Raw genomic sequence first — 19,485 nt, 5'->3', positions numbered from 1 at the left:
CAAACGGAACGTCAAAATAGCCCCAGCTCGGTGGCGAAGTCGGGGAGGTCGCCGCGGTCGCGCACGTGCTTGGCGTGCTGATCCTTGGCCCAGACCTCGACCCGGGTCAGCGACCCGATCGAGACGACGTCCTTCTCGATGCCGGCGTAGCTCCGCAGCGCGGCCGGGATGACCAGGCGGCCCTGCGCGTCGCAGCTCAACTCTTCGGTGTGCGCGAACAGGTGGCGCACGTAGCTGCGGTAGCGCGCATCCTTCACCGGCGCCGCTTCCAGCCGGGCGCAGACCTCGGCCCAGGCGCCGGCGGGATAGAGCGCCAGGCACGGATCGGGCTCGGCGATGGTCAGGAAGAACCCGGCGCCCAACCGTTCGCGGAAGCGGGCGGGCACGACGAGGCGACCCTTGTCGTCAAGGCTGTGGTCGACCGAACCGGTGAACAGCGGACGATCCCCCACAGGGAATCCCACTAGACCCCACACTCATCCACTGTCACCCACTATATCCCACCACATGCCATGCGGCAACCGTCATGGGATACGAACATCTGTTCGGTCACGTGCGAAGCTGGTGAGGGAGCGCTGCGCTAGGAAGTCGGCCGCCGGCTGACGCTCATCGCGAGCCAAACTCCTGGCGGACGCCCATCGCTTGCATGAAGCGGTCGCGGATCTGCGGCGGGTCGCGGTCGGGTTGACCGACCGCGGCGCTGCCGTCGATTTTGGCGGCGATCAGCGCGGGTCCGTCGGCGTCGAGCGCCTCGCGGACCAGGCGCGCGAAGGCGTCCTCGTCGTCGGCCCAGCTGCTGCGCGCGATGCCGGCACCGCGCGCCAGCGCGACGAAGTCGGCGCCGCTCGCGCTCGCGCTGGGCTGGCCGCCAGTGATCTGGTAGGAGCTGTTGTCCATCACCAGCAGCGTGAGGTTCGCGGGCGCCACCATCCCGATCGTCGCCAGGCAGCCGAGGTTCATCAGCAGCGAGCCGTCGCCGTCGATCCCGATGACGCGGCGCTGCGGCTGCGCCAGGGCGACGCCGAGCGCGATCGGGAACGCCAGCCCCATGCTGCCCAACATGTAGAAGTTCTGCTTGCGGTGGCCGGCCGCGAACAGGTCGAAGTTCGTGTTGCCGATCCCGCCGATCACCGCCTCGTCGCCGAGCGTCGCGACGAGCCGGCGCATCAGGTCGATGCGGCGCAGCCGCGCGCTCACGCCGCGAACACCTTGCCGCCGGTCAGCAGCGGCGAGAGCACCAGCGCCGCCGGCTGCTGCGTCGCCCAGGCCTGTTTGATGGTGCGGTCGAGGATGAAGCCGACGTCCGCGGCGCGCTCGATCACGTGGTGCGGCACGCCCAGCGCGTAGCAGACCGGCTCGACGACGCGGCTCGACCAGACCTGGCCGACGTTGAACTCGCCCAGCGAACCGCGCTCGGAGATCAGCAGCACGACCGGGATCTGATACGCGACCGCCAGCGACGCGAGGGCGTTGGGCACGTTGCCGAAGCCGCTGGTCTGCATCATCAGCACGCTGCGCATCCCGCCCAGCCACGCGCCCGCGCAGATCCCGAGCGCTTCTTCCTCGCGCGTGGCGGAGAAGGCGGTGAAGAACGGGTCGGCGTGCGCGCCCTCGATCAGCGGAATGAGGATCTTGTCGGGCACGTAGGTGACCAGCCGCACGTCGTTGGCCTTGAGCGTCGCCAGGACGACGTCGGACCAGCGCTCAGTGCTTGCGGAGGGCATCTTCGATCACGCTCTTGGCGACCAGGCTGTCGTAGGGGTACTCTTGCGTGATGAGGCCCTCGGCCAGGTGGAACTTGATCGCCTTCTCGTAGCCTTGGCGGTCGGGAATCGGCGAGCTCGGCACGGCGCGCAAGCGGAAGACCTGGAACGTCAGCTCGAGCGCGCGCGGCTCCATCCCCGGGTAGAAGCTCGTGAGCACCTCGCGCGCCTTGACCGGCTCGTTGATGATCGTCGAGCACGCGCGCGCGTAGCCGCGGATGAAGCCTTCGATCGCCTCGCGCTTGTGGTCGATGACGTCTTGCGTCGCGTAGATGACGCCGTGCATCTGGTGGTCCATCGCCGGCACGTCGCCGCGCGCCGGGCTGATCAGCGTCTCACCGATGCCTTCGACTTGCGCCTGTTGGCCCAGCGGCCAGGCGAACGAGACGGCGTCGATGCGGTTGGTGCGCAGCGCCGCCAGCACCGAGGCGATGTTGGCGCCGACGTTGATCAGCTGGACGTCGCGGGTCGGGTCGATCTTCTGCGTCTCGAGCAAGTACTTCACCAGCGCCTCGGTCCCGCTGCCGGGCCCGGTGATGCCGATGTTCTTGCCGCGCAGCGCGCGCACTTTGTCCTCGAGCGGGCTGTCGGTGCGCAGGTTCGCGCTCTGCATGAGCTTGGTCGACGCGATCAGGTCGACGTAGAAAGCCGCCATCGAGACCGCGATGATCTTCGCCGAACGGCCCGCCTTCGCGAGCGAGAACACGTCGGTGATCGGTGAGGACCCGACGTCGATACTGCCCGAGGTGACCGCGGTGCCGACCAGTGCGCCGGTCGAAAGCTCCGTCGGCTTGCCGATGTCGACGCCGTTCTGGCCGAAATAGCCCTCCTGCTGGGCCAGATAGAGCGCGAAGTGCGCCATCGAGTGGCCGATGGTGCCGACGTTCAAGCGCGTGGTGGCCGCCAAGGCAGGCACGCCGCCGGCACCGGCGAGCAGCGACGCCGCGGTCGCGGAGCGAACGAAATCCCGGCGCGAAACGAATGGCATCGTGATGAACCTCAGTTCGGGCGCAGCGTAAGGTTGGCTTCGGTCTTCCAGCGGGACGTGTAGCGGTCGATGACGTCGACCAGCGCGTTGAGCAGCGTCGCCAGGATCGTCAGCGTGATCAGCGCGGCGAAGACGCCGGCGGTGTCGAATCCGCTGGCGGCCGAGGAGATCAGGTAGCCGATGCCGCGGTTGCTGGCGATCAGCTCCCCGATCACCGCGCCGATCAGCGCGTAGGGGATCGCGATGCGCGCGCCGGTCAGCGCCGAGCTCATCGCGTGCGGGACGATGACCTTGAACAAGATCGTGCGCGACGACCCGCCCATCAGCCAGACCGCGTTGACCAGGTCCGCGTCGACGTTGCGCACGCCGGCGACCGTGTTGAAGAACACGATGAAGAAGACGGTCACCGTCGCCAAGATGATCTTCATGCTCAGGCCGACGCCGAACCAGACGATGAAGAGCGGCGCCAGCGCGACCTTGGGGATCGAGTAGACGGCGATGATGAACGGGTCGAGCACCGCACCCAGCTCGCGGCGCGGTCCGATCAAGAAGCCGAGCACGATCCCGCTGATCGCGCCGCACAGAAAGCCGGCGACGGTCTCCTCGACGGTGATCGAGGTGTGGAACCAGAGCGAGCCGTCGACCGCCCACTGCCACTCGCGCGCGCCGATCGCGCTCGGGCTGCTGACGTAAAAGCTGACCGCCTTCGAGGTGCCGACGAGCTGCCAGACCGCGAGCGTCACGACCAGCAGCACCAGGCGCCAGAGCGTGATCCGTGTCAAGCGACGGACTCCGGCGCGCGCGCCGTCATCAGCGCCTCCCAGAGGTGCTCTTCGATGGCGCGGTACTCCGGGGTGCGCCGGACCGCGACCGCGTCGCGCGGACGCGCGAGCGCGATCGTCTCGTCGCGCCGCACGCTGCCGCCCGGCCCCAGCACGACGACCCGGTCGCCGAGCACGATCGCTTCGTCGAGGTCGTGCGTGACGAAGACGACGGTGCGGCCCGTTCCGTACCACAGGCGCCCCAGCTCGTTCTGCATCTCCAGCCGCAGCTGCGCGTCGAGCGCGGAGAACGGTTCGTCGAGCAGCAGCAAGTCCGGCTGCGCGATCAGCATGCGCGCCAGCGAGGCGCGGCGCGCCATCCCGCCCGAGAGCTCGCGCGGATACGCGCGCTCGCGCCCGCCCAACCCGACGCGCTCGATCAGCTCCGCGGCCCGGCGCTCGCGCTCCGCGCGCTCGACCCCGCGAATCTCCAGCGGCAGCGCGATGTTCTGCAGCACGTCGCGCCACGGCAAGAGCGTGTCCTTCTGGGTCAGATAGCCGACGTTCATCCGCGGGCCCGCCACGACCGCGCCGGCGTGCACGACGCGCCCGCTGTTCGGCGCGATCAGCCCGGCGATCAGGTTGAGCAAGGTCGACTTGCCGCAGCCGCTCGGCCCGACCAGCGAGACGAAGCTGCCGCCCTCGATCGTCAGCGAGACACCGTCGAGCGCGCGCTGGGTGCCACCTCCGCGCGTGAACGTACGCGTCACGTCCTCGACCGCGACCAGCGTGCTCATCGGCGCCCGGAGCTCAACGCACCAGCTTGCGCGTGTTGACGACCGTCATCGTGTGGATCTCTTGCGGCGTGAACCCGGCCGCCAGCATCTTGTCGGCCATCAGCGCCATCCCGTCCTCACACGGCGGGTTTCCGAGCTGGCCCAGATCGGTCGAGACGTAGGAGTGCTCGACGCCGACGCCGCGGATGTTCTCGAACATCGTCTCCCACGAGACCTTGCCGGTGTGGGCGGTCGTGAAGCAGCGTTCGAGCAGCACGCCGTCGGCCGCTAGGGCGCGCTGGTCGGCAAGCCCGATGTTCTGCGAGGGAAACTCGGGGTGCGTGATCGCGATGCGCTTGACGCCGGCTTCCTTGGCGCCGCGCACGAGGGTGAAGATCTCGTCGCGCGAGAGGTGGCCGGTCGCCAGCACCAGATCGTGGCGCGCGATGACGCGCAGCACGTCATGGACCTCCGGCAGCAGCGCGCCGTGCTCGTCGACGACGCGCACCGGCTCGGGGCGGAAGCCTTGATCGCGCAGCTCGTGCTGCATCTTCGCCCATACCGGGACCGGAACGCCCGGCTTCGCCGCCGTGCGCCCGAGCGGCTCGTTCTCGGCGTCGAAGGTCGGGAACCACACGATGCGGGCGTGCTCGCGCGCCGCGATCTCGACCGCCAGCGCGTTCATCCCGCCGACCGGCGCGTTGAGCGTGATCGCGCCGATGACGTCCAGACCCGTGAGCTGGCTGACCAGCGTCGCCCGCTCGGCGGTCGGCGTGTAGTGCGACTTGAGCGCGAAGCCGCTCAGCGCGCGCTCGCGGTGTCCTTGCGCCAGCGCCATGTCGTCGATGCGGCGTTCGATGACGTCGGGGTTGATGTGCACGTGCAGGTCGTAGGCGCCGCGCACGATCTCGGCCGCCTGCGCCGAGGGTCGCGGCTCCGGCCCGGCCAGGCCGCTGGGCGCCGCAGGCGCGCACATCAGGCGTTCACCCCGTCACGTGCCAACTGCTCGAGCGTCTGCGCGGCAGCCTGTGAGACCGGCCCCGGCAAGCCGTACTCGTGCAAGAGCGCGACGACCTCGTGCATCTCGTGCGCGCGGCGCACCGCATGGGTGCGACTCCCTTCGACGAGGCGGTCGACCAGCGCGGCATTGGCCGCTTCGAACGTTTTGGCGATGTCGGCGTACATCCAGTCGTAGATTCCTCCGGCGCGTGCCGCCTCCAGGCTCTCGCACACCGCCGCGGCCATTCCTTTGAAGAAGACGCTGCGCACCAGCTTCCGTGCGGCGGCCGCCCCGGGCTGCTCGCCGACGATCTCGATCGGCATCCCGTACGGACGAAAGACGTCGGCGAAGCGCCGCGCGCCGCTGCCGGCGACGAAGACCGGGACCCGCACGCCCAGCGGCGGGACCGGCGACATCATCGCGACGTCGGCGAACGCGCAGCCGGCCGGCTCGACGATGGCGGCCAAGCGCGCCTTGAGCGTCGGACCGGAGGTGTTGTGGTCCGCGTACAGGGCGCCGCGTTTGATCCGGGGCAGGGCCTCCCGCGCGACGTCTTCCGCGACGCTGGCCCAGTTGACGCTCACGATCACGTCGGCGCCGTCGATCGCGGCGGCGAAGCCGGCGGCCAACGGGATCTCGTCGATCGCGCCGTGCGGGTTCGGATCCCAGCCGACGACGTCCGCACCGGCGCGCACGAGGTCCGTCGCGATCAAGGAACCGGCTTCACCCAAACCAAGTACGGCGATTCTCATGTTTGACACGGTCACGAAAATTGTACGACAATAATGTCGGACAAAATGGAGATTTCCTTCCCGCACCTGTTCGTGGGCGGCGCGTGGGTCGAGCCCCACTCCGGCCGCGCGATCGACTCGATCGATCCCGCGACGGAAGAGGTTTGGGCGCAGGTCGCCGAGGCCGACGAGGTCGACGTCGATCGCGCGGTCGCGGCCGCGCGTGCGGCGCTCAAGGGACCCTGGGCGAAGCTCACGCCGAGCGCGCGCGGGGCGCTCATCCACCAGCTCGGCACGCTGATCCGCCGTGACGCGCAGCGGCTGGCGACCGTCGAGAGCCGCGACAACGGCAAGCCGTTGCGCGACACGCTCGGCGAGATGCAGCGCGCCGCCGACTGGCTGATCTTCTTCGCCGGCGCCGCCGACAAGGTCTACGGCGACGTGATTCCCTATCGGCCCGACGCGCACGCGTTCACGCGGCGCGAGCCGGTCGGCGTCGTCGGCGCGATCCTGCCGTGGAACTCGCCGATCAGCCTCTACGCGTGGAAGCTCGGGCCCGCGCTGGCGGCCGGCTGCACCGTCGTGCTCAAGCCGGCGGAGCTGACGCCCGTCAGCGCGATCGAGCTCGCGAAGCTGGTCGCCGAAGCGGGCTTCCCGGCCGGCGTCGTCAACGTCGTCCCCGGCTACGGCCACCTCGCCGGCGCGGCACTCGCCGCGCACCCGGACGTCGACAAGATCACGTTCACGGGCGAGCACCGCACCGCGCAGGAGATCATGCGCGCCGCCGCCGTCAACCTCAAGCGCATCGCGTTCGAATGCGGCGGCAAGTCGCCGCACATCATCTTCGCCGACGCCGACGTCGAGCGGGCCGCGACGGTCGCGACCCACAGCGCGTTTCGTTCCACCGGACAATCGTGCTCGCTCGGCTCGCGGCTGCTCGTGCAGCGCTCGATCTACGCGCGGGTCGTCGAGATATTGCTCGAGCGCACGGCGCGCATCCGCGTCGGCCTGCCGCTCGACGACCGCACGCACATCGGACCGCACACCTCGGCCGAGCAACTCGCGAAGACGAATCGTTATATCCAGCTCGGCCGCGACGAAGGCTACCGGCTGCTCTACGGCGGCTCGCGACCGGCCGGCTTCGAGCGCGGCTACTTCGTCGAGCCGACGATCTTCGGCGAGGTCGACAACCGCTCGCGGCTGGCGCAGGAAGAGATCTTCGGTCCGGTGCTGGCGCTGATCCCGTTCGACGACGAAGCCGAAGCGATCGCGATCGCCAACGACGTGCAGTACGGCCTGGTCGCCGGGCTGTGGACGCGCGACGTCGCGCGCGCGCACCGCGTCGCCGCGCAGCTCGAAGCGGGGCTGGTGTCGGTCAACACCTATCGTCCCGTGCACTGGATGCTGCCGTACGGCGGCTTCAAGATGAGCGGCATCGGCCGCGAGAACGGCCTGGAAGCGATCGACGCGTACCTCGAGACGAAGACGGTCGTCGTCGACCTCTCGGAGGCGCCGCCGCCCGATCCGTTCGCGGACTGACCGCCCGGTTGGGTCGGTTCGGGACTGCACGCTGCCGTCCAGGTAGGACCCGGACCCGGGCATGGCCCCCCGGGTACCGCGGCGAACCGTGAGGAGACGTGTCTCCCCGCGCCGCTTGGTTGACGTTGTGTTTCGTCGTCGCTGGCCTCTCCGGCTGCAGCGGCAACAGCTTTGTGCCCGGCGGCGCGCACCAGATGGCGTCCGACCAGCTGCAGGCGTTGATTCGCAACGCCTCCTCGGCGAACTCGGTCGACCCGAAACTCGTTGCCGCGGTAATCGATGCGGAGTCTGGGGGCGATCCCAGCGCCGTCTCCCGCGTTGGAGCGCAAGGGTTGATGCAGCTGATGCCGGACACGTGGACGCAATACGGCGTAGGAAACCCCTTCGATCCCGTCGCCAACATCGACGGCGGGACACGGTACCTGCACGACCTCCTGCATCGGTACCGGGGGAACGTCAAGCTCGCGGTCGCGGCGTACAATGCCGGTCCGGGAGCGGTCGACGCGGCGCACGGCATCCCGCGCTTCGCCGAGACCCGCGCCTACGTCGAGCGCGTCGTCGCCGCTCTTCGGTAGCCACGTGGCGACGTACCCCGGCGCGCGTCCCGCGGTGATCGCGCGCTCGCCGTGGCCGAAGATCGGCCTGCCGATCCTCGACGCCTATCTCATGCGCGAAGTCGCCGGACCGTTCACGTTCGGACTGGCGGCGTTCTTCCTGTTCTGGTTCGCGAACATCTTCGTGCTCGCGGCCGACTACCTCGTCAACAAGGGCGCGCCGGTCTTTCTCGTGCTGCGCTTCCTGGTGTTCCGCGTGCCACAGGCCACGCCGTTCGCGTTCCCCTTCGCCTGCCTGTTCGGCACGCTGCTCGGCTTCGGCCGACTGGCCGCCGACAACGAGATCTCCGCGCTGCGCACGTCGGGCATCTCGTTCTGGCGGATCGTGCGGCTGCCGCTGATCGCCGGCATCCTGGTCGCCATCGCGTCGTTCGAGATCAACGAGAACATCGCGCCGGTCACCACCGATCTCTCGACCCGCAGCTTCTACCAGATCCTCTACAAGTCGCAGACGCTGCCGATCGAGCCCAACATCTTCCGCTCCGATCCCACCACCGGCGACACGTTCTACATCAGCTCGGTCTCTCCGGACGGCAAGACGATGCAGAACATCGAGATCTGGCAGCCGCAACACAACAGCCCCTTCCAAACGTTGCTCACGGCAAAGACCGCGCGCATCGAGGGGACCGACATCGTCTTGGAGCACGCCGTCCGCACACAGGTCAACGCCGACGGGACCGTCGGCAGCGTGGTGGTCCTGGCACAGGAGCTCAAGCTCTCGCTGCCGATGGGCGACAATGGTCAGAACTTCCTGAGCAGCTCCTTCAACGACACCTACACGATGAATACGAAGCGGCTGGCGCAAGACATCAAGTTCCGCAAGGAGACCGGACAAGGCGGTGCCGATCTGGCCTCGCGTGAGCTCACGCTGGGCAGCAAGTACGCCTACCCGTTCGCCTCGTTCATCGCGGTCATCATCGCGTTGCCGATGGCCGTGCGTTTCGGCAAGCGCGGCCGCACGCTGGGCATCGTGCTCTCGGTGATGCTGCTGTTCGTCTACTACGCGATCAGCGCGCTGGCCGGTGCCCTCGGCCGCGCCGGCACGCTGGACCCGTACCTCGCCGCCTGGCTGGCCAACATCTTGGCCGCCGTCGCCGGCAGCTGGATGATCTGGCGCGTCGATCGGTGAGGGAGCTCTGCCGCCGGATCGGCGTGACGTGCATCGCGCTCGCGCTGGTTTTGGTCGAGTTGCCCGGTGCCGCCCAGGCCGCCCCCCCGCAGGCCGACGGCGCGCACGCGCTCGCGCTGCTGAACAACGGCTGTGGCGCCAGCCCCGACGTCGCCGTCTCGCGGACCGGCGCCGCACGCGCCGCCTCGGCCGCCGCGCAGGCCGCGACCGCCGAGTACGCCGCCGATCCCGGTCCGGCCGTCGTCGCGCAGGACGAGAGCCCCAGCCCCGAGCCGACCGAGTCCGCCGCGGCCGGTCCGACCGCGACCCCGACCGCGACGCCGACGCCGCTGGTCGGACGCCCGTTCGCGCCGTCGGGTCCGCAGCAGCTGCTGCCGCCGCCGCTGCCGACCCCGGCCGTGCCGACCGTCCCGCCGGTTCCGACCCCGACGCCCTCGCCGGGCTCGCCGCCGCCGGCCGCGGTCCAGCAGTACACCGCGCCGCCGTCGATGTCGCCGATCCCGTTCGCGAACCCCAGCAGCGGGCCGGTCAGGCCGACCCCGACCGCCTCGCCCACGCCGGTCCCCGAGGAGACACTGGGTCCCAGCGACTACGCGATCCTGGGCGACAAGCTGACCGGCACCGACAAGCCCGGCAAACCGTACGACCTCGACGGCCACGTCACCCTGGTCTACCAGGACGGCGTCGTCGGCGGCGATCACGCGCACTACGACGGCGTGCGCTACATCGACATCACCGGCAACACGTTCGTGCGCAACCGCGAGAGCGACACGGTCCTGTATGCCGACGCGATCCGCTTCGACACCCTGACCGAGCGCACGACGCTGATCCACGGCCGCGGCGAGTCCACGCAAGGCGTGCAGAGCGGCAAGCTCCACTTCACCGGCTCGAACATGGTGACGACCAGCGACGGCGTCACCCACGTCGAGCGCGCCAACTTCACCACGTGTGAGAACCCGCGCGGCGGGTATCACATGGAGTCGAAGACGCTCGACATCTATCCCGGCAACAAGGCCGTCGCGAAGTCCGACGTCCTGTATCTGGGTGCGCTGGCGGTGCTGTGGCTGCCGATCGTCGTCATCTCGCTAGCGCCCGACCGCGGCGACCGCCGCCACCAAGCGCGCTTCATTCCGCTGATCGGCTACGACGCGACCGAAGGCTTCTGGATCAAGGCGCAGATCGGCTTCGCGCCCAGCCAGAACTACTTCGGCTACTACCGCGTCGAATACTATACGAAAGTCGGGCTGGGCCTCGGGTACGTCGCCACCATCCGCAAGAAAGACGGCCGGCGACAGACCGACATCAACTTCTTCAACCAGCAGAACCGGTTGCAGGGCGGGAACCAAACCAACTTCCAGCTGCAGGACCAGGAAGCGTTCTCGCGCACGACGCGTGCGCAAGTCCAGCTCAACTATCAAGGCAACTACGGTCCGCTGGTGACGCTGCCGGCCGAAGAGCAGATCACCGCGGCCGTCGATCACGGCGACGCCAAGGGCGACCGCGAGGACTACAGCTTCAACCGCACCTCGAACGGGTCGGTCGACGTCAACGACGACTACGGGTTCACCGACCATCGCCAGTTCTCGCAGAACTTCACCAACGACCTGACGCTCTCGTACACGACCAGCTCCTCGAGCGGCCTGTTCGGCGGCACGACCAGCGACACGCTGCACTTCGAAGACCTGCTCGACGACCGCACCCCGTACGCCGACTACAGCCTGACCTTCGACAAGTACGACGGCGCCGGCGCGGGCAGCATCGACAAGGAGCCGGAGCTGCTGGTGCGGCCGATCGCCGACCTCTTCCCGCACATCAACTGGCTTCCCGTGACCGGCCAGTACACGGCCGGGTACTACTACGACACCGAAGCGGATCTGGCCACCGGGCGCATGGACGGCAAGTTCCAGGCCGGTCCGGTACTGGCCCACTTCTTCGACAGCGACTTCTCCGGCGAGGTCACCGTCGAGCAAGACCTCTACGCGACCGGCGACGAAAAGGCGAACATCCAGCAGCAGTTCTCGCTGACGACGCCGATTTGGGGTCACATCGTCAACGAGATCCAGTACACCGAGTCGCACGTCAACGGCCCGTTGGCCGAGCCGTTCCAAGAGCTGGACGTCTTCGCGCAGGGCCTCAAGCAGGCCAGCGACGTGCTGCGCATCTTCAACGACAGCGTCTACACCGTCTCGCTGACCGGTTCGACCTACTTCAACCGGCAAGCGCAGTCGGTCGGGTATCAGGTCACCATGCAGCCCTCACCGCGTTCGGTGCTGCTGCTGGGCGGCGATTTCGAACCCGGGCCGGGCGAGGGCTTCGACCGCACCAGCGTGCAGATGGCGACGCCGTTCGGGCGCGACAGCGAGCTGCAGATCTCGACCTTCATCGACTGGCGCAACCACATGCGGCTCGAGGACAAGGACATCTACTATCGCCACATCGTCGGGAACTGCTACGAGATCCAGATCGACTACAATCAGGACCTCAAACAAGTCAGCCTGAGCATCTCGCTGTTGGCCTTCCCGACCGAGGGAGCGAACTTCGGGATCGGTCAGGCACCTTCGCTCAACGGCATCATCCCGCAGAGCTTCAGCTCCTCCACCGGCTTCACCGGCGGCGCCGCCGGCGCCGGCATCTAACCGCAAATCAGGAGCGGCACGATGGAAGAAAGGTACACCCAGCCCTGCGAGTACGAACTGTGCAAGTGCCAGGTCACCGGTGGCCTGGAAGGCGCGGCGTACTGCAGCGACGTCTGCGAGTCACGCGACTCGAGCGACGAAGAGTACGAGGATGCCTGCGAGTGCGGGCATCCTCCGTGCGATTCGCCCTGAGCCGATCAGGGCGTGCTGTAGACCTGGATGCCGGCGATCTCGCCCGCGGCGCCTTGCTGCACCGGCGTGATGTTCGCTTTCTCTTGATACGACCCGCTGGTGATCAGCTGCCCGGTATTGATCGTGAACGTCACCGAGGTATCGCTGGGCCCGTTGTTGCCCAGCGAGTCGACGACCGTGCCGGTGTTGTCGACGGTGAAGATGTTGATCGCCCACGCCTGGTTGATGAACACGAAGGGCGGGCAGATCGAGGCGGGGTTCGGCGAAGGCTGCGGGCTCGTCGTCGGATTCGGGAGATCGAGCAGGCAGCGGTTGAACTCCACCGCGAAGCCGTTCTGGAACAAGCCGCCGCTGAGCGAGCGCAGGACCAGCGAGTTGGTCGGGTACACCACCGCCCGCGTCGCGTAACCGACCGATACCGACGGATCCGTATAGAACTGATAGAGCAGCGGCGAGCTGACGAACGCGGAACCGCCGGTGAAGCCGGGGTTCGATCCGCCGACCTGGATCACGTACGACCAGTTCGTGTAGTTGGAGTTCGAGCCGAGCGCGTAGGGCTCGTTCTGATTGCCCTGCGTGTTGAGGACGATCAAGTAACTGAAAAGCTGCGGGTTGATCTGCGCCTCGGTCCCGAAGATGATCTCGGTCTCCCCGCTGGGGACCAGCCCGCCGCTCTTGCCGAGCCCGGTGACCTGGCGGCCGCACGCCGCTAGAGAGATCGTCGTGATCGCCAAGGCCGCGCCGACGACCGTCAGCGCGCGCAGCAGGTTGGTCGCCTTCGTCATCGCAAAGTTCTTCTCGCTAGGATACATGCTCCACCTGGACGCCGGCACTACGCTGTCCGGCGTTCGCTAGGGTTACCATCATCATCGCCGCAACGACGGCGGCCAGCACGCGCCGCACCCCGCTCTCGTCCGTCACCGCCCGGGCCACGGCGCTTTCGATCCTCGCCGTGCTGGCGTTGCATTTGGCGTTCCCGTTGACGGATTGGTGGTGGATCGCGCCGTTCGCGCTCGCGGGGCTGTTCGCGTCGTGGTGCATCGTCGAACCATGGCCGGCCGTCCTCGTCGGGTTCGTGAGCGGGCTCGTGTTCTTCACCTGGGGTTTCTCATGGTTCGGTCAAACTGCTGGGACGCTGCTGGGACCGTTCGCGTGGGTGCTCAGCGTGGGCCCAGCAATTTTGGTAGGTTTCGCGTTCCCGCTCGCGGCGGTGCTGACGTCGTTGGCCGCGCGGCGCTGCGATGCGCGCGCGGTCCCGCTGGTCGCGGCGGCGGCGTTCGCGCTGGCCGAAGAGCTGCGCTCGGTCGGCGTGATGGGGAACCCGTTCTCGCAGCTCGGTGTTGCCGAAATCGACTCACCGCTGCGCGCGCTGGCCGCGTACGGCGGCGGCTACGCGATCACGTTCGCGACCGCGCTGCTGGGCGCGTCGCTGGGCTGGTGGCTGCTCGCGACGCGCGATCGTACGCGTGCCCTGACCGCGCTGACGGCGTGGGCCGCGGTCGCGTTGCTCGCGCTGGGCGCTTGGGCGGCGTGGCCGGCGCGCCACCATGCGCCGCCGACGCGACGCGTCGCGGCGGTGCAAGGCGGCATCTCGCAATCGCTCAAGATGAGCGCGAACGGCGTCGCGCTCGCCGTCGACCGCTACACGGCGCTGACGCGCACGCTGCGCGGCGCGCACGTAACGCTGGTGCTCTGGCCCGAGACGGTGATCCCGACCGACCTCCTCGACGCGCCCGGACTGCGCTCGCAGTTCGCGCAGCTGGCGAACCAGGTCGGCGCGCCGCTGTGGGTCGGCGCGTGGGGCGACGACCGCGAGCAGTGGCCCGACGACCAGCCGCGCTCGTGGACGAACGCGTTGTACCTGTTCCGCCCCGGCGTGCCGGGCGGTGTGCCGAGCGCGATGTACGCCAAGGCGCACTTGGTGCCGTTCGCCGAGTACCTGCCCGGACCGCGCTGGCTGCGCGCGCTGCCCTTCGCGGACCAGATCGGACACTTCGCGCCGGGCGTGAACGCGCGTACGACGTTCGACGGCGCGACGCCGTTGATCTGTTGGGAGTCGCTGTTCGGCGACATCGCGCACGCGCGGCTCGCCGACGATCCGAGCTTGCTGATGATCGCGACCGACGATGCGTGGTTCGGCGACACGCAAGGCCCGTACGAGCACGCGCAAGCGGCGACGCTGCGCGCGGTCGAGACGGGGCGCTGGGTGCTGCGCGCGGGCGCGACGGGGATCAGCGGCATCATCGCGCCGGACGGGACGTGGACGCGGCGCACGACGCTCGGCACGAGCGCGGTCGTCGTCGGCGAGGTCGGCGCGCCCGCGCCCGGCCCGTACGCGCGCATCGGACCGGCGCCGGTCGGCATCGCGCTCGCCGCGTTGATCGCGCTCCCGTTCTGGCGGCGGCGCCGGTGACGTTCCCGTGGCGCACCCTGCTCGCGCTCGCGGGCCTGGGCGTGCTGGCCTGGATCGGTTTCGAGATCGGCATCGCCGGCACCGACGTCACGCCGCCGCGCTTCACCGGACCGGCGACGCTCGACAAAGGCGTCATCTCGGGGCGGCGCATCGACGGCAAGGACTGGTCGCTCGACTACGACACGGTGACGATGAGTCCGGACGGCAGCTTCGTCTCGATCGCGCACGTGCGCGACGGCCGGCTGCACCAGCGCGGGAAGCCCGACGTGACGATGCAGGCCGACGGCGTCACGTACAACCTCTCGACCAACGATCTGTCGGTGACCGGGCCCGTGCGTTTCCGCCAAGACGACGGACACGGGCACGTGCGAACCTTCCGCAGCACCGGCGCGGAGTACCTGGGCGCGTCGAAGACGCTGGTGCTGGCCAAGCCCTCGACGATCACCGACGGCGGCGCGGTGATCCACGTCTCGCGGATCGAGATCAACTTCTCGACCGGGCAGACCAACTTCGGACGGATCACCGGGATCAAACCGGGAACGTCCTAGCGATGCTCGCTCCGTTGCTGCTGACCGCCGTCGTCGTCCTGGCGGACGCCAGCCCGCCGCCGACCACGCTGGCGCGCCGCGGCTTCCAGACGACCTTCCCGGTCGCCGTGCGCGCGATCCGCTTCCGCCCGTTCATGCCGGACCGCCCGCTGACGGACGTGGCGCTGCTGACCCCGTTCCACGGCGAGTCCATCTCGCAGAACGAGGGCGTCGGGCTCGAGTACGAGCGCGACGGGCGGGCCTGGATCCTCTCGGAGTGGCCGCGCAACGGCGGGACCCTGGCGGCCTTTCAGCCCTGGCCGGGCATGGCGTCCTGTGCGGACGTTCACGCCGTGGGCGGACGGAACCAACCGCGGGGCGTCGTCTGGTCGACGCCGCACGGGCTGGTCCTCTCACTCACTCCGGACGGCAGCGCGTCGCCGGGCACCATCGCGGCGGAGTTTCGCCGCCTGGTGAACCTCGGCGCGTGCCGTTAGGTCTCCGGCTTCGTCTCTTCTTGGGCGTTGCGTTTCGCGTCAGCGATCAGCTTTTTGACTTTTTGTCCGCCCTTGTGACCGATCTGTTCGTAGAACTCCGGGCCGTACTTGTCTTTGACGACCTTGCCGCCTTTTTGCCCGATGGACTCGTAGAACTCGGCCCCGTGACGTTCACGCGTGGCCTGTCCACCTTTGCGGCCGATCTCTTCGTAGAACCCGGAGCCGTACCGATCTCGGACGGTGTCGCCGCCCTTTTTCCCGGCCTCACGAACCGACATTTCGCCGTCGACCTTCTCCACCCGCGGCTTCGCCGCGGGCTTTTTCGGGTCGGCCATGCTCTAGCCGGCCGTCTTGGTCGAGCGTTTCAGCTTCTGGCCGCCTTTGGCTCCGATTTCCTCGTAGAACGAAGGGCCGTACTTGCTCTTCGTGGCCTCGCCGCCTTTGCGGCCGATCGCCTCGTAGAACTCCGACCCGTACTTCGCCTTCACACGGTCTCCGCCGCGCTTCCCGGCCTCGCGGACGCTCATGCCCCCGCCGTTCGTCGTCGTCACGTTGTCGTTGGTCGCCATGTTGGAAATAGTCCCCCTGAGCTGTCAGCCCACCGTTCGCCCTGTACCCAGCGAAAGCTAGGTTAAACGCTGTTCTGGTCGATCTTCGAGAGCCCGCTGGTCCACGACGGACGCGGTGGAGCACCATTTACCACGGACGTCGCGGTCGCCGAGGGCCGGGTCGCTGCCGTTGGAGATCTCTCCGACCGCGACGCCTTCGAGCGTATTCCGTGCGCCGGTCATGTACTTGCGCCGGGCTTCATCGATGTCCATTCCCATTCCGATGAACTCTGGCTCATCGACGGACGTTGCGAAGGAAAGATTCGTCAAGGTGTGACGACCGAGATCGGCGGGAATTGCGGTACATCTGTATCACCGCTGCTGGGGGAAGCCCTGGCGGCGAAGCGCGCCGACGCGCGCGCGTACCGCTTCGACGTCCAATGGACGACCTTCGACGCGTTCTTCACGCTGGTCGAGCGCGAAGGCGTGGCGCTCAACGTCGCCTCGCTGGTCGGCTTGGGGACGACGCGCCGTTGCGTCGCCGGCGACGATGTGCGTCCGCTCACGCGCGAGCAGCTGACGGCGCAAGAGCGCCTGATCCGCGGCGCGATCGAAGAAGGCGCGCTCGGCGTCTCGAGCGGGCTGATCTACGAGCCGGGCCGCCACGCGGGCCTGGACGAGCTGGTCGCGTGCGCGAGCGCCGCCGCCGCCGCCGGCGCGCCGCGCTACGCGACGCACCTGCGCAGCGAAGGCGATGCGCTCGAAGACGCGGTGATCGAGGCGCTGACCGTCGGCGAGCGCGCCGGCGCGGCGGTGCAGTTCTCGCACCACAAGGCCGCCGGACGGCGCAACTGGGGCAAGGTGCACCGCACGCTCGAGATGATCGATCGCGCGCGCGGCCGTGGGATCGACGCCGCGTGCGACGCGTATCCGTACGTCGCGTCGTGGACGCAGCTCGACACGCTGCTGCCCGACGCGCTGCGCGACGGCGGCGCCGCCGCGACGCTCGAGCGGCTGCGCGAGCCCGCGCAGGCGACCGCGACCGCGCTGGCGCTCGAGCTGGCGCGCGATCCCGCCTACGGCGGCGACGGCTGGGACACGATCCTCATCACCGGCGTCGGCAGCGAACGCAACGCCGAGCTGGCCGGCGTGCGCATGGACGCGCTGGCACGCCGTTGGGGGATGAATCCCGCGCACGCCGCGATCCGCTTGCTGGTCGACGAAGCGCTGCGCGTCGAGTGCGCGTTCTTCTCGATGCGCGAGGACGACGTCGCCACCGTCTTCGGCGCCGGCTTCTGCTGCGTTGGCAGCGACGCGTCGGCGCGCGCATACGAGGGGATCACCGTGCAAGGCGTCCCGCATCCGCGCACTTACGGCACCTTTCCGCGCGTCTTCGGCCGCTATGCGCGCGGGCTGCGCGTCTTCGATCTGGGCGAGGCGATCCGGCGCATGACCGCGCTGCCGGCCGAGCGTTTCGGCCTGCGCGAGCGTGGCGTCGTCGCGCCGGGGATGCACGCCGACCTGGTCGTGTTCGATCCGGAGCGCGTCGTCGATCGCGCCACCTACGAGCATCCGTGCGTCCCGCCGGAGGGAATCCGCGACGTGTTCGTCAACGGGCGCGCCGTGGTACGAAACGGCGAGCGCACGGGCGCGCGACCCGGGCGCGTCCTGCGGGGCGGCCGATGACGCGGGCGGGCTTCCTGGCCGGGGGCGCGTTGGCGTTCGTCGCCCCGCGGCCCTCCGCCACGCGCGGCGTCACCGCCGAGGTCACCCTCACCCGCGAGGGGACGGCGCTGCTGACGCCCTTCACGGTCACGATCGTGCTGCACAATCCGACCGGCCACGTCGTGCAGCTGGTCTTCCCGACCGCCGATCTGTTCCGCGTCGACGTGCTGCGCGACGATTTGCCGGTCTGGTCGTCGGTCAACGGCCACAAACCGATCCCGATCACGCGCCAGATCGACGTCGCGCCGGGCACGCTGCGGCTCGCGGCGATGATCGTCGACTCGACGACGATCGACCGCCGCGCGTTCGAGCCCGGCCGCTACGTCGTGCGCGTCTCGATGCTCGGCACCGACTTCGGGACCGTCGTCGACAAACCGATCGTGTTCGATCCGCCGGCGACCGTCGCGCAAGCACTGGCCGCCAAAGCGGGCTCGGTGATCACGATCGCCGGCGTGCCGTACGAGGACGGCAGCATTCCGCGGCTGCGCGACGACACCGGCTCGATCCGGCTCTCACACCCGCTGGCGTTGCGCCCGAGCGGTGTCTACGTCGTGCGCGGTTTCCTCGACGCGATCGGTGACGAGCGCGTCTTCGACGTCGGGCGCAGCGCGCCGGCCTTCGACAACCCGCCCCTAGCTCCAGCGCAATAGGAGCCCGCACTCGACCAGACCGCCGCCGAAGCCGTACAGCAGCACGCGGTCGCCCGCGCGCACGCGACCGTCGGCCAGGGCCGGCGCGAGCGCCAGCGGGATCGACGCCGACGAGGTGTTGCCGCACAGCTCGTAGCTGGTCAGCGTCCGCTCGAGCGGGATCCCGCTGCGCTTGCAGATCGACTCGATCATGCGTCCGTTGGCGCTGTGCGGCACGAACCAGTCGACGTCGTCGGCGCGCAGTCCGGCTTGGGTCAGCAGCTCGGCGATGCCGCCGCTCACGTGCGTGACCGCCCATTCGTAGACGGCGCGTCCGTTCTGGCGCAGCCTGCGGGCCGGATCGACGATCCCGCTAATCTCCGGACGCAGCCCCGTGCAGTACAGCTCTTTGCCGGCCTCGCCGTCGGCGTCGACGCGGCGCGCCAAGAGCGTCGAGCTCGCGGCGTCGCTCTGCGTCACCAGCGCCGCGGCCGCGCCGTCGCCGAACAGCACGCAGGTCGTGCGATCGGTGTAGTCCGTGATCTTGGTCAGCGTCTCACCGGCCACCACCAGCACGGTGCGCGCGCGACCCGAACCGATCAGCGCGTCGGCGAGGTCGAGCGCGTAGACGAATCCCGCGCAGGCCGCGCCGACGTCGATCGCGCCGACGCCGTGCAAGCCCAGCCGGCGCTGCACCTGCGTCGCGACGCTGGGAAAATAGTAGTCCGGCGTGATCGTGCACGCGATCACGTAGTCGACCTCGTCGAGCGAGCCGCCGCGCCGGCGGAGATCCTCCACCGCGGCCACGCACAGGTCGCTGGTGTACTCGTCTTCACGCGAGATGCGCCGCTCGCGCATCCCGGTCCGCGAGACGATCCACTCCTCGCTCGTATCGACCATCTTCGCGAAGTCGGCGTTGGTCAGGCGCCGCTCGGGCAGATACGTGCCCAGCGCCGCGATGCGCAGCGAGGACCGCACGGTCCGTAGCGCAACGGGGGACGCCAGTGCTTGCTCCAT

At 69.1% G+C, this 19,485-nt stretch carries 22 protein-coding genes; 9 read left to right on the top strand and 13 right to left on the bottom strand.

The genetic code is table 11. The features are described 5' to 3' along the window. Positions 1–11 precede the first annotated feature (11 nt). The 8 genes from mraZ to VMD91_10085 form a co-directional block, all read right to left on the bottom strand. A complete protein-coding gene (mraZ, locus tag VMD91_10120) occupies positions 12–452 on the bottom strand; it encodes a division/cell wall cluster transcriptional repressor MraZ (protein ID HTW84412.1) in 441 nt (146 codons plus the stop codon). A gap of 154 nt (positions 453–606) precedes the next feature. Further along, positions 607–1,197, bottom strand: a complete 591-nt coding sequence (locus VMD91_10115; protein ID HTW84411.1) for a thiamine pyrophosphate-dependent enzyme — start codon at positions 1,195–1,197, stop codon at positions 607–609. After that, positions 1,194–1,724: a thiamine pyrophosphate-binding protein gene (locus tag VMD91_10110; protein HTW84410.1), complete on the bottom strand. Its 531-nt coding sequence runs from the start codon at positions 1,722–1,724 to the stop codon at positions 1,194–1,196. Before VMD91_10110 ends, VMD91_10115 begins: the two co-directional genes overlap by 4 nt. Continuing rightward, on the bottom strand, positions 1,705–2,751 hold the full coding sequence (locus VMD91_10105; protein HTW84409.1) for an ABC transporter substrate-binding protein: 1,047 nt from the start codon (positions 2,749–2,751) through the stop codon (positions 1,705–1,707). Before VMD91_10105 ends, VMD91_10110 begins: the two co-directional genes overlap by 20 nt. 11 nt (positions 2,752–2,762) lie before the next feature. Next, positions 2,763–3,533 (bottom strand): ABC transporter permease, encoded by a 771-nt coding sequence (locus VMD91_10100; GenBank protein ID HTW84408.1) that lies wholly within the window; start codon positions 3,531–3,533, stop codon positions 2,763–2,765. Next, entirely contained in the window at positions 3,530–4,309 is a 780-nt protein-coding gene (locus VMD91_10095) for an ABC transporter ATP-binding protein (GenBank protein HTW84407.1), read from the bottom strand. The genes VMD91_10100 and VMD91_10095 overlap by 4 nt, the downstream gene beginning before the upstream one ends. A gap of 13 nt (positions 4,310–4,322) precedes the next feature. Then, the gene (locus VMD91_10090; GenBank protein ID HTW84406.1) at positions 4,323–5,264 is read right to left on the bottom strand and encodes a DUF6282 family protein; all 942 of its coding nucleotides are present in this window, start codon (positions 5,262–5,264) and stop codon (positions 4,323–4,325) included. Then, positions 5,264–6,040 (bottom strand): DUF1932 domain-containing protein, encoded by a 777-nt coding sequence (locus tag VMD91_10085; protein HTW84405.1) that lies wholly within the window; start codon positions 6,038–6,040, stop codon positions 5,264–5,266. Before VMD91_10085 ends, VMD91_10090 begins: the two co-directional genes overlap by 1 nt. 45 nt (positions 6,041–6,085) lie before the next feature. Between VMD91_10085 and VMD91_10080 the strand changes: the two genes are divergently transcribed. From VMD91_10080 to VMD91_10065, 4 genes are all read left to right on the top strand, one after another. Then, the gene (locus VMD91_10080; GenBank protein HTW84404.1) at positions 6,086–7,558 is read left to right on the top strand and encodes an aldehyde dehydrogenase; all 1,473 of its coding nucleotides are present in this window, start codon (positions 6,086–6,088) and stop codon (positions 7,556–7,558) included. A gap of 173 nt (positions 7,559–7,731) precedes the next feature. Next, positions 7,732–8,133: a lytic transglycosylase domain-containing protein gene (locus tag VMD91_10075; GenBank protein ID HTW84403.1), complete on the top strand. Its 402-nt coding sequence runs from the start codon at positions 7,732–7,734 to the stop codon at positions 8,131–8,133. 4 nt (positions 8,134–8,137) lie between these two features. Next, positions 8,138–9,301 (top strand): LptF/LptG family permease, encoded by a 1,164-nt coding sequence (locus VMD91_10070; protein ID HTW84402.1) that lies wholly within the window; start codon positions 8,138–8,140, stop codon positions 9,299–9,301. Then, positions 9,298–11,937 carry a hypothetical protein gene (locus tag VMD91_10065; protein HTW84401.1) on the top strand — a complete coding sequence of 880 codons (2,640 nt, stop codon included), beginning with the start codon at positions 9,298–9,300 and terminating at the stop codon, positions 11,935–11,937. Before VMD91_10070 ends, VMD91_10065 begins: the two co-directional genes overlap by 4 nt. Positions 11,938–12,134: 197 nt before the next feature. Here the strand turns inward: VMD91_10065 and VMD91_10060 are convergent, their stop codons facing one another. Beyond that, entirely contained in the window at positions 12,135–12,914 is a 780-nt protein-coding gene (locus VMD91_10060; protein ID HTW84400.1) for a hypothetical protein, read from the bottom strand. Positions 12,915–13,081: 167 nt separating this feature from the next. Here VMD91_10060 and lnt point away from each other — a divergent pair, with 167 nt between their 5' ends. Genes lnt through VMD91_10045 form a run of 3 tightly spaced genes read left to right on the top strand, consistent with a single transcriptional unit; the run spans position 13,082 to position 15,566 of the window. Further along, on the top strand, positions 13,082–14,542 hold the full coding sequence (lnt, locus tag VMD91_10055; GenBank protein ID HTW84399.1) for an apolipoprotein N-acyltransferase: 1,461 nt from the start codon (positions 13,082–13,084) through the stop codon (positions 14,540–14,542). Continuing rightward, a complete protein-coding gene (locus VMD91_10050; GenBank protein ID HTW84398.1) occupies positions 14,539–15,090 on the top strand; it encodes a hypothetical protein in 552 nt (183 codons plus the stop codon). The genes lnt and VMD91_10050 overlap by 4 nt, the downstream gene beginning before the upstream one ends. Positions 15,091–15,092: 2 nt before the next feature. After that, on the top strand, positions 15,093–15,566 hold the full coding sequence (locus VMD91_10045; protein HTW84397.1) for a hypothetical protein: 474 nt from the start codon (positions 15,093–15,095) through the stop codon (positions 15,564–15,566). Here VMD91_10045 and VMD91_10040 read toward each other — a convergent pair. The 3 genes from VMD91_10040 to VMD91_10030 form a co-directional block, all read right to left on the bottom strand. Further along, the gene (locus VMD91_10040; protein HTW84396.1) at positions 15,563–15,901 is read right to left on the bottom strand and encodes a hypothetical protein; all 339 of its coding nucleotides are present in this window, start codon (positions 15,899–15,901) and stop codon (positions 15,563–15,565) included. The genes VMD91_10045 and VMD91_10040 overlap by 4 nt on opposite strands. A gap of 3 nt (positions 15,902–15,904) precedes the next feature. Then, positions 15,905–16,117: a hypothetical protein gene (locus VMD91_10035; GenBank protein ID HTW84395.1), complete on the bottom strand. Its 213-nt coding sequence runs from the start codon at positions 16,115–16,117 to the stop codon at positions 15,905–15,907. A 75-nt stretch (positions 16,118–16,192) separates the two neighbouring features. Further along, entirely contained in the window at positions 16,193–16,444 is a 252-nt protein-coding gene (locus VMD91_10030) for a hypothetical protein (GenBank protein ID HTW84394.1), read from the bottom strand. Between VMD91_10030 and VMD91_10025 the strand changes: the two genes are divergently transcribed. Further along, complete coding sequence (locus VMD91_10025) at positions 16,340–17,800, top strand: amidohydrolase family protein (GenBank protein HTW84393.1); 1,461 nt, start codon at positions 16,340–16,342, stop codon at positions 17,798–17,800. The genes VMD91_10030 and VMD91_10025 overlap by 105 nt on opposite strands. Beyond that, positions 17,797–18,489 carry a hypothetical protein gene (locus VMD91_10020; GenBank protein ID HTW84392.1) on the top strand — a complete coding sequence of 231 codons (693 nt, stop codon included), beginning with the start codon at positions 17,797–17,799 and terminating at the stop codon, positions 18,487–18,489. Before VMD91_10025 ends, VMD91_10020 begins: the two co-directional genes overlap by 4 nt. Here the strand turns inward: VMD91_10020 and VMD91_10015 are convergent. Next, positions 18,472–19,485 (bottom strand): ketoacyl-ACP synthase III, encoded by a 1,014-nt coding sequence (locus tag VMD91_10015; protein HTW84391.1) that lies wholly within the window; start codon positions 19,483–19,485, stop codon positions 18,472–18,474. The genes VMD91_10020 and VMD91_10015 overlap by 18 nt on opposite strands.

Origin of the sequence: Candidatus Sulfotelmatobacter sp. (assembly GCA_035504415.1) — a bacterium.
GTDB lineage: Bacteria > Vulcanimicrobiota > Vulcanimicrobiia > Vulcanimicrobiales > Vulcanimicrobiaceae > Vulcanimicrobium.
The sequence above is the reverse complement of the archived record's forward strand: the minus strand, read 5'-3'. Positions and strand labels throughout refer to the sequence as shown.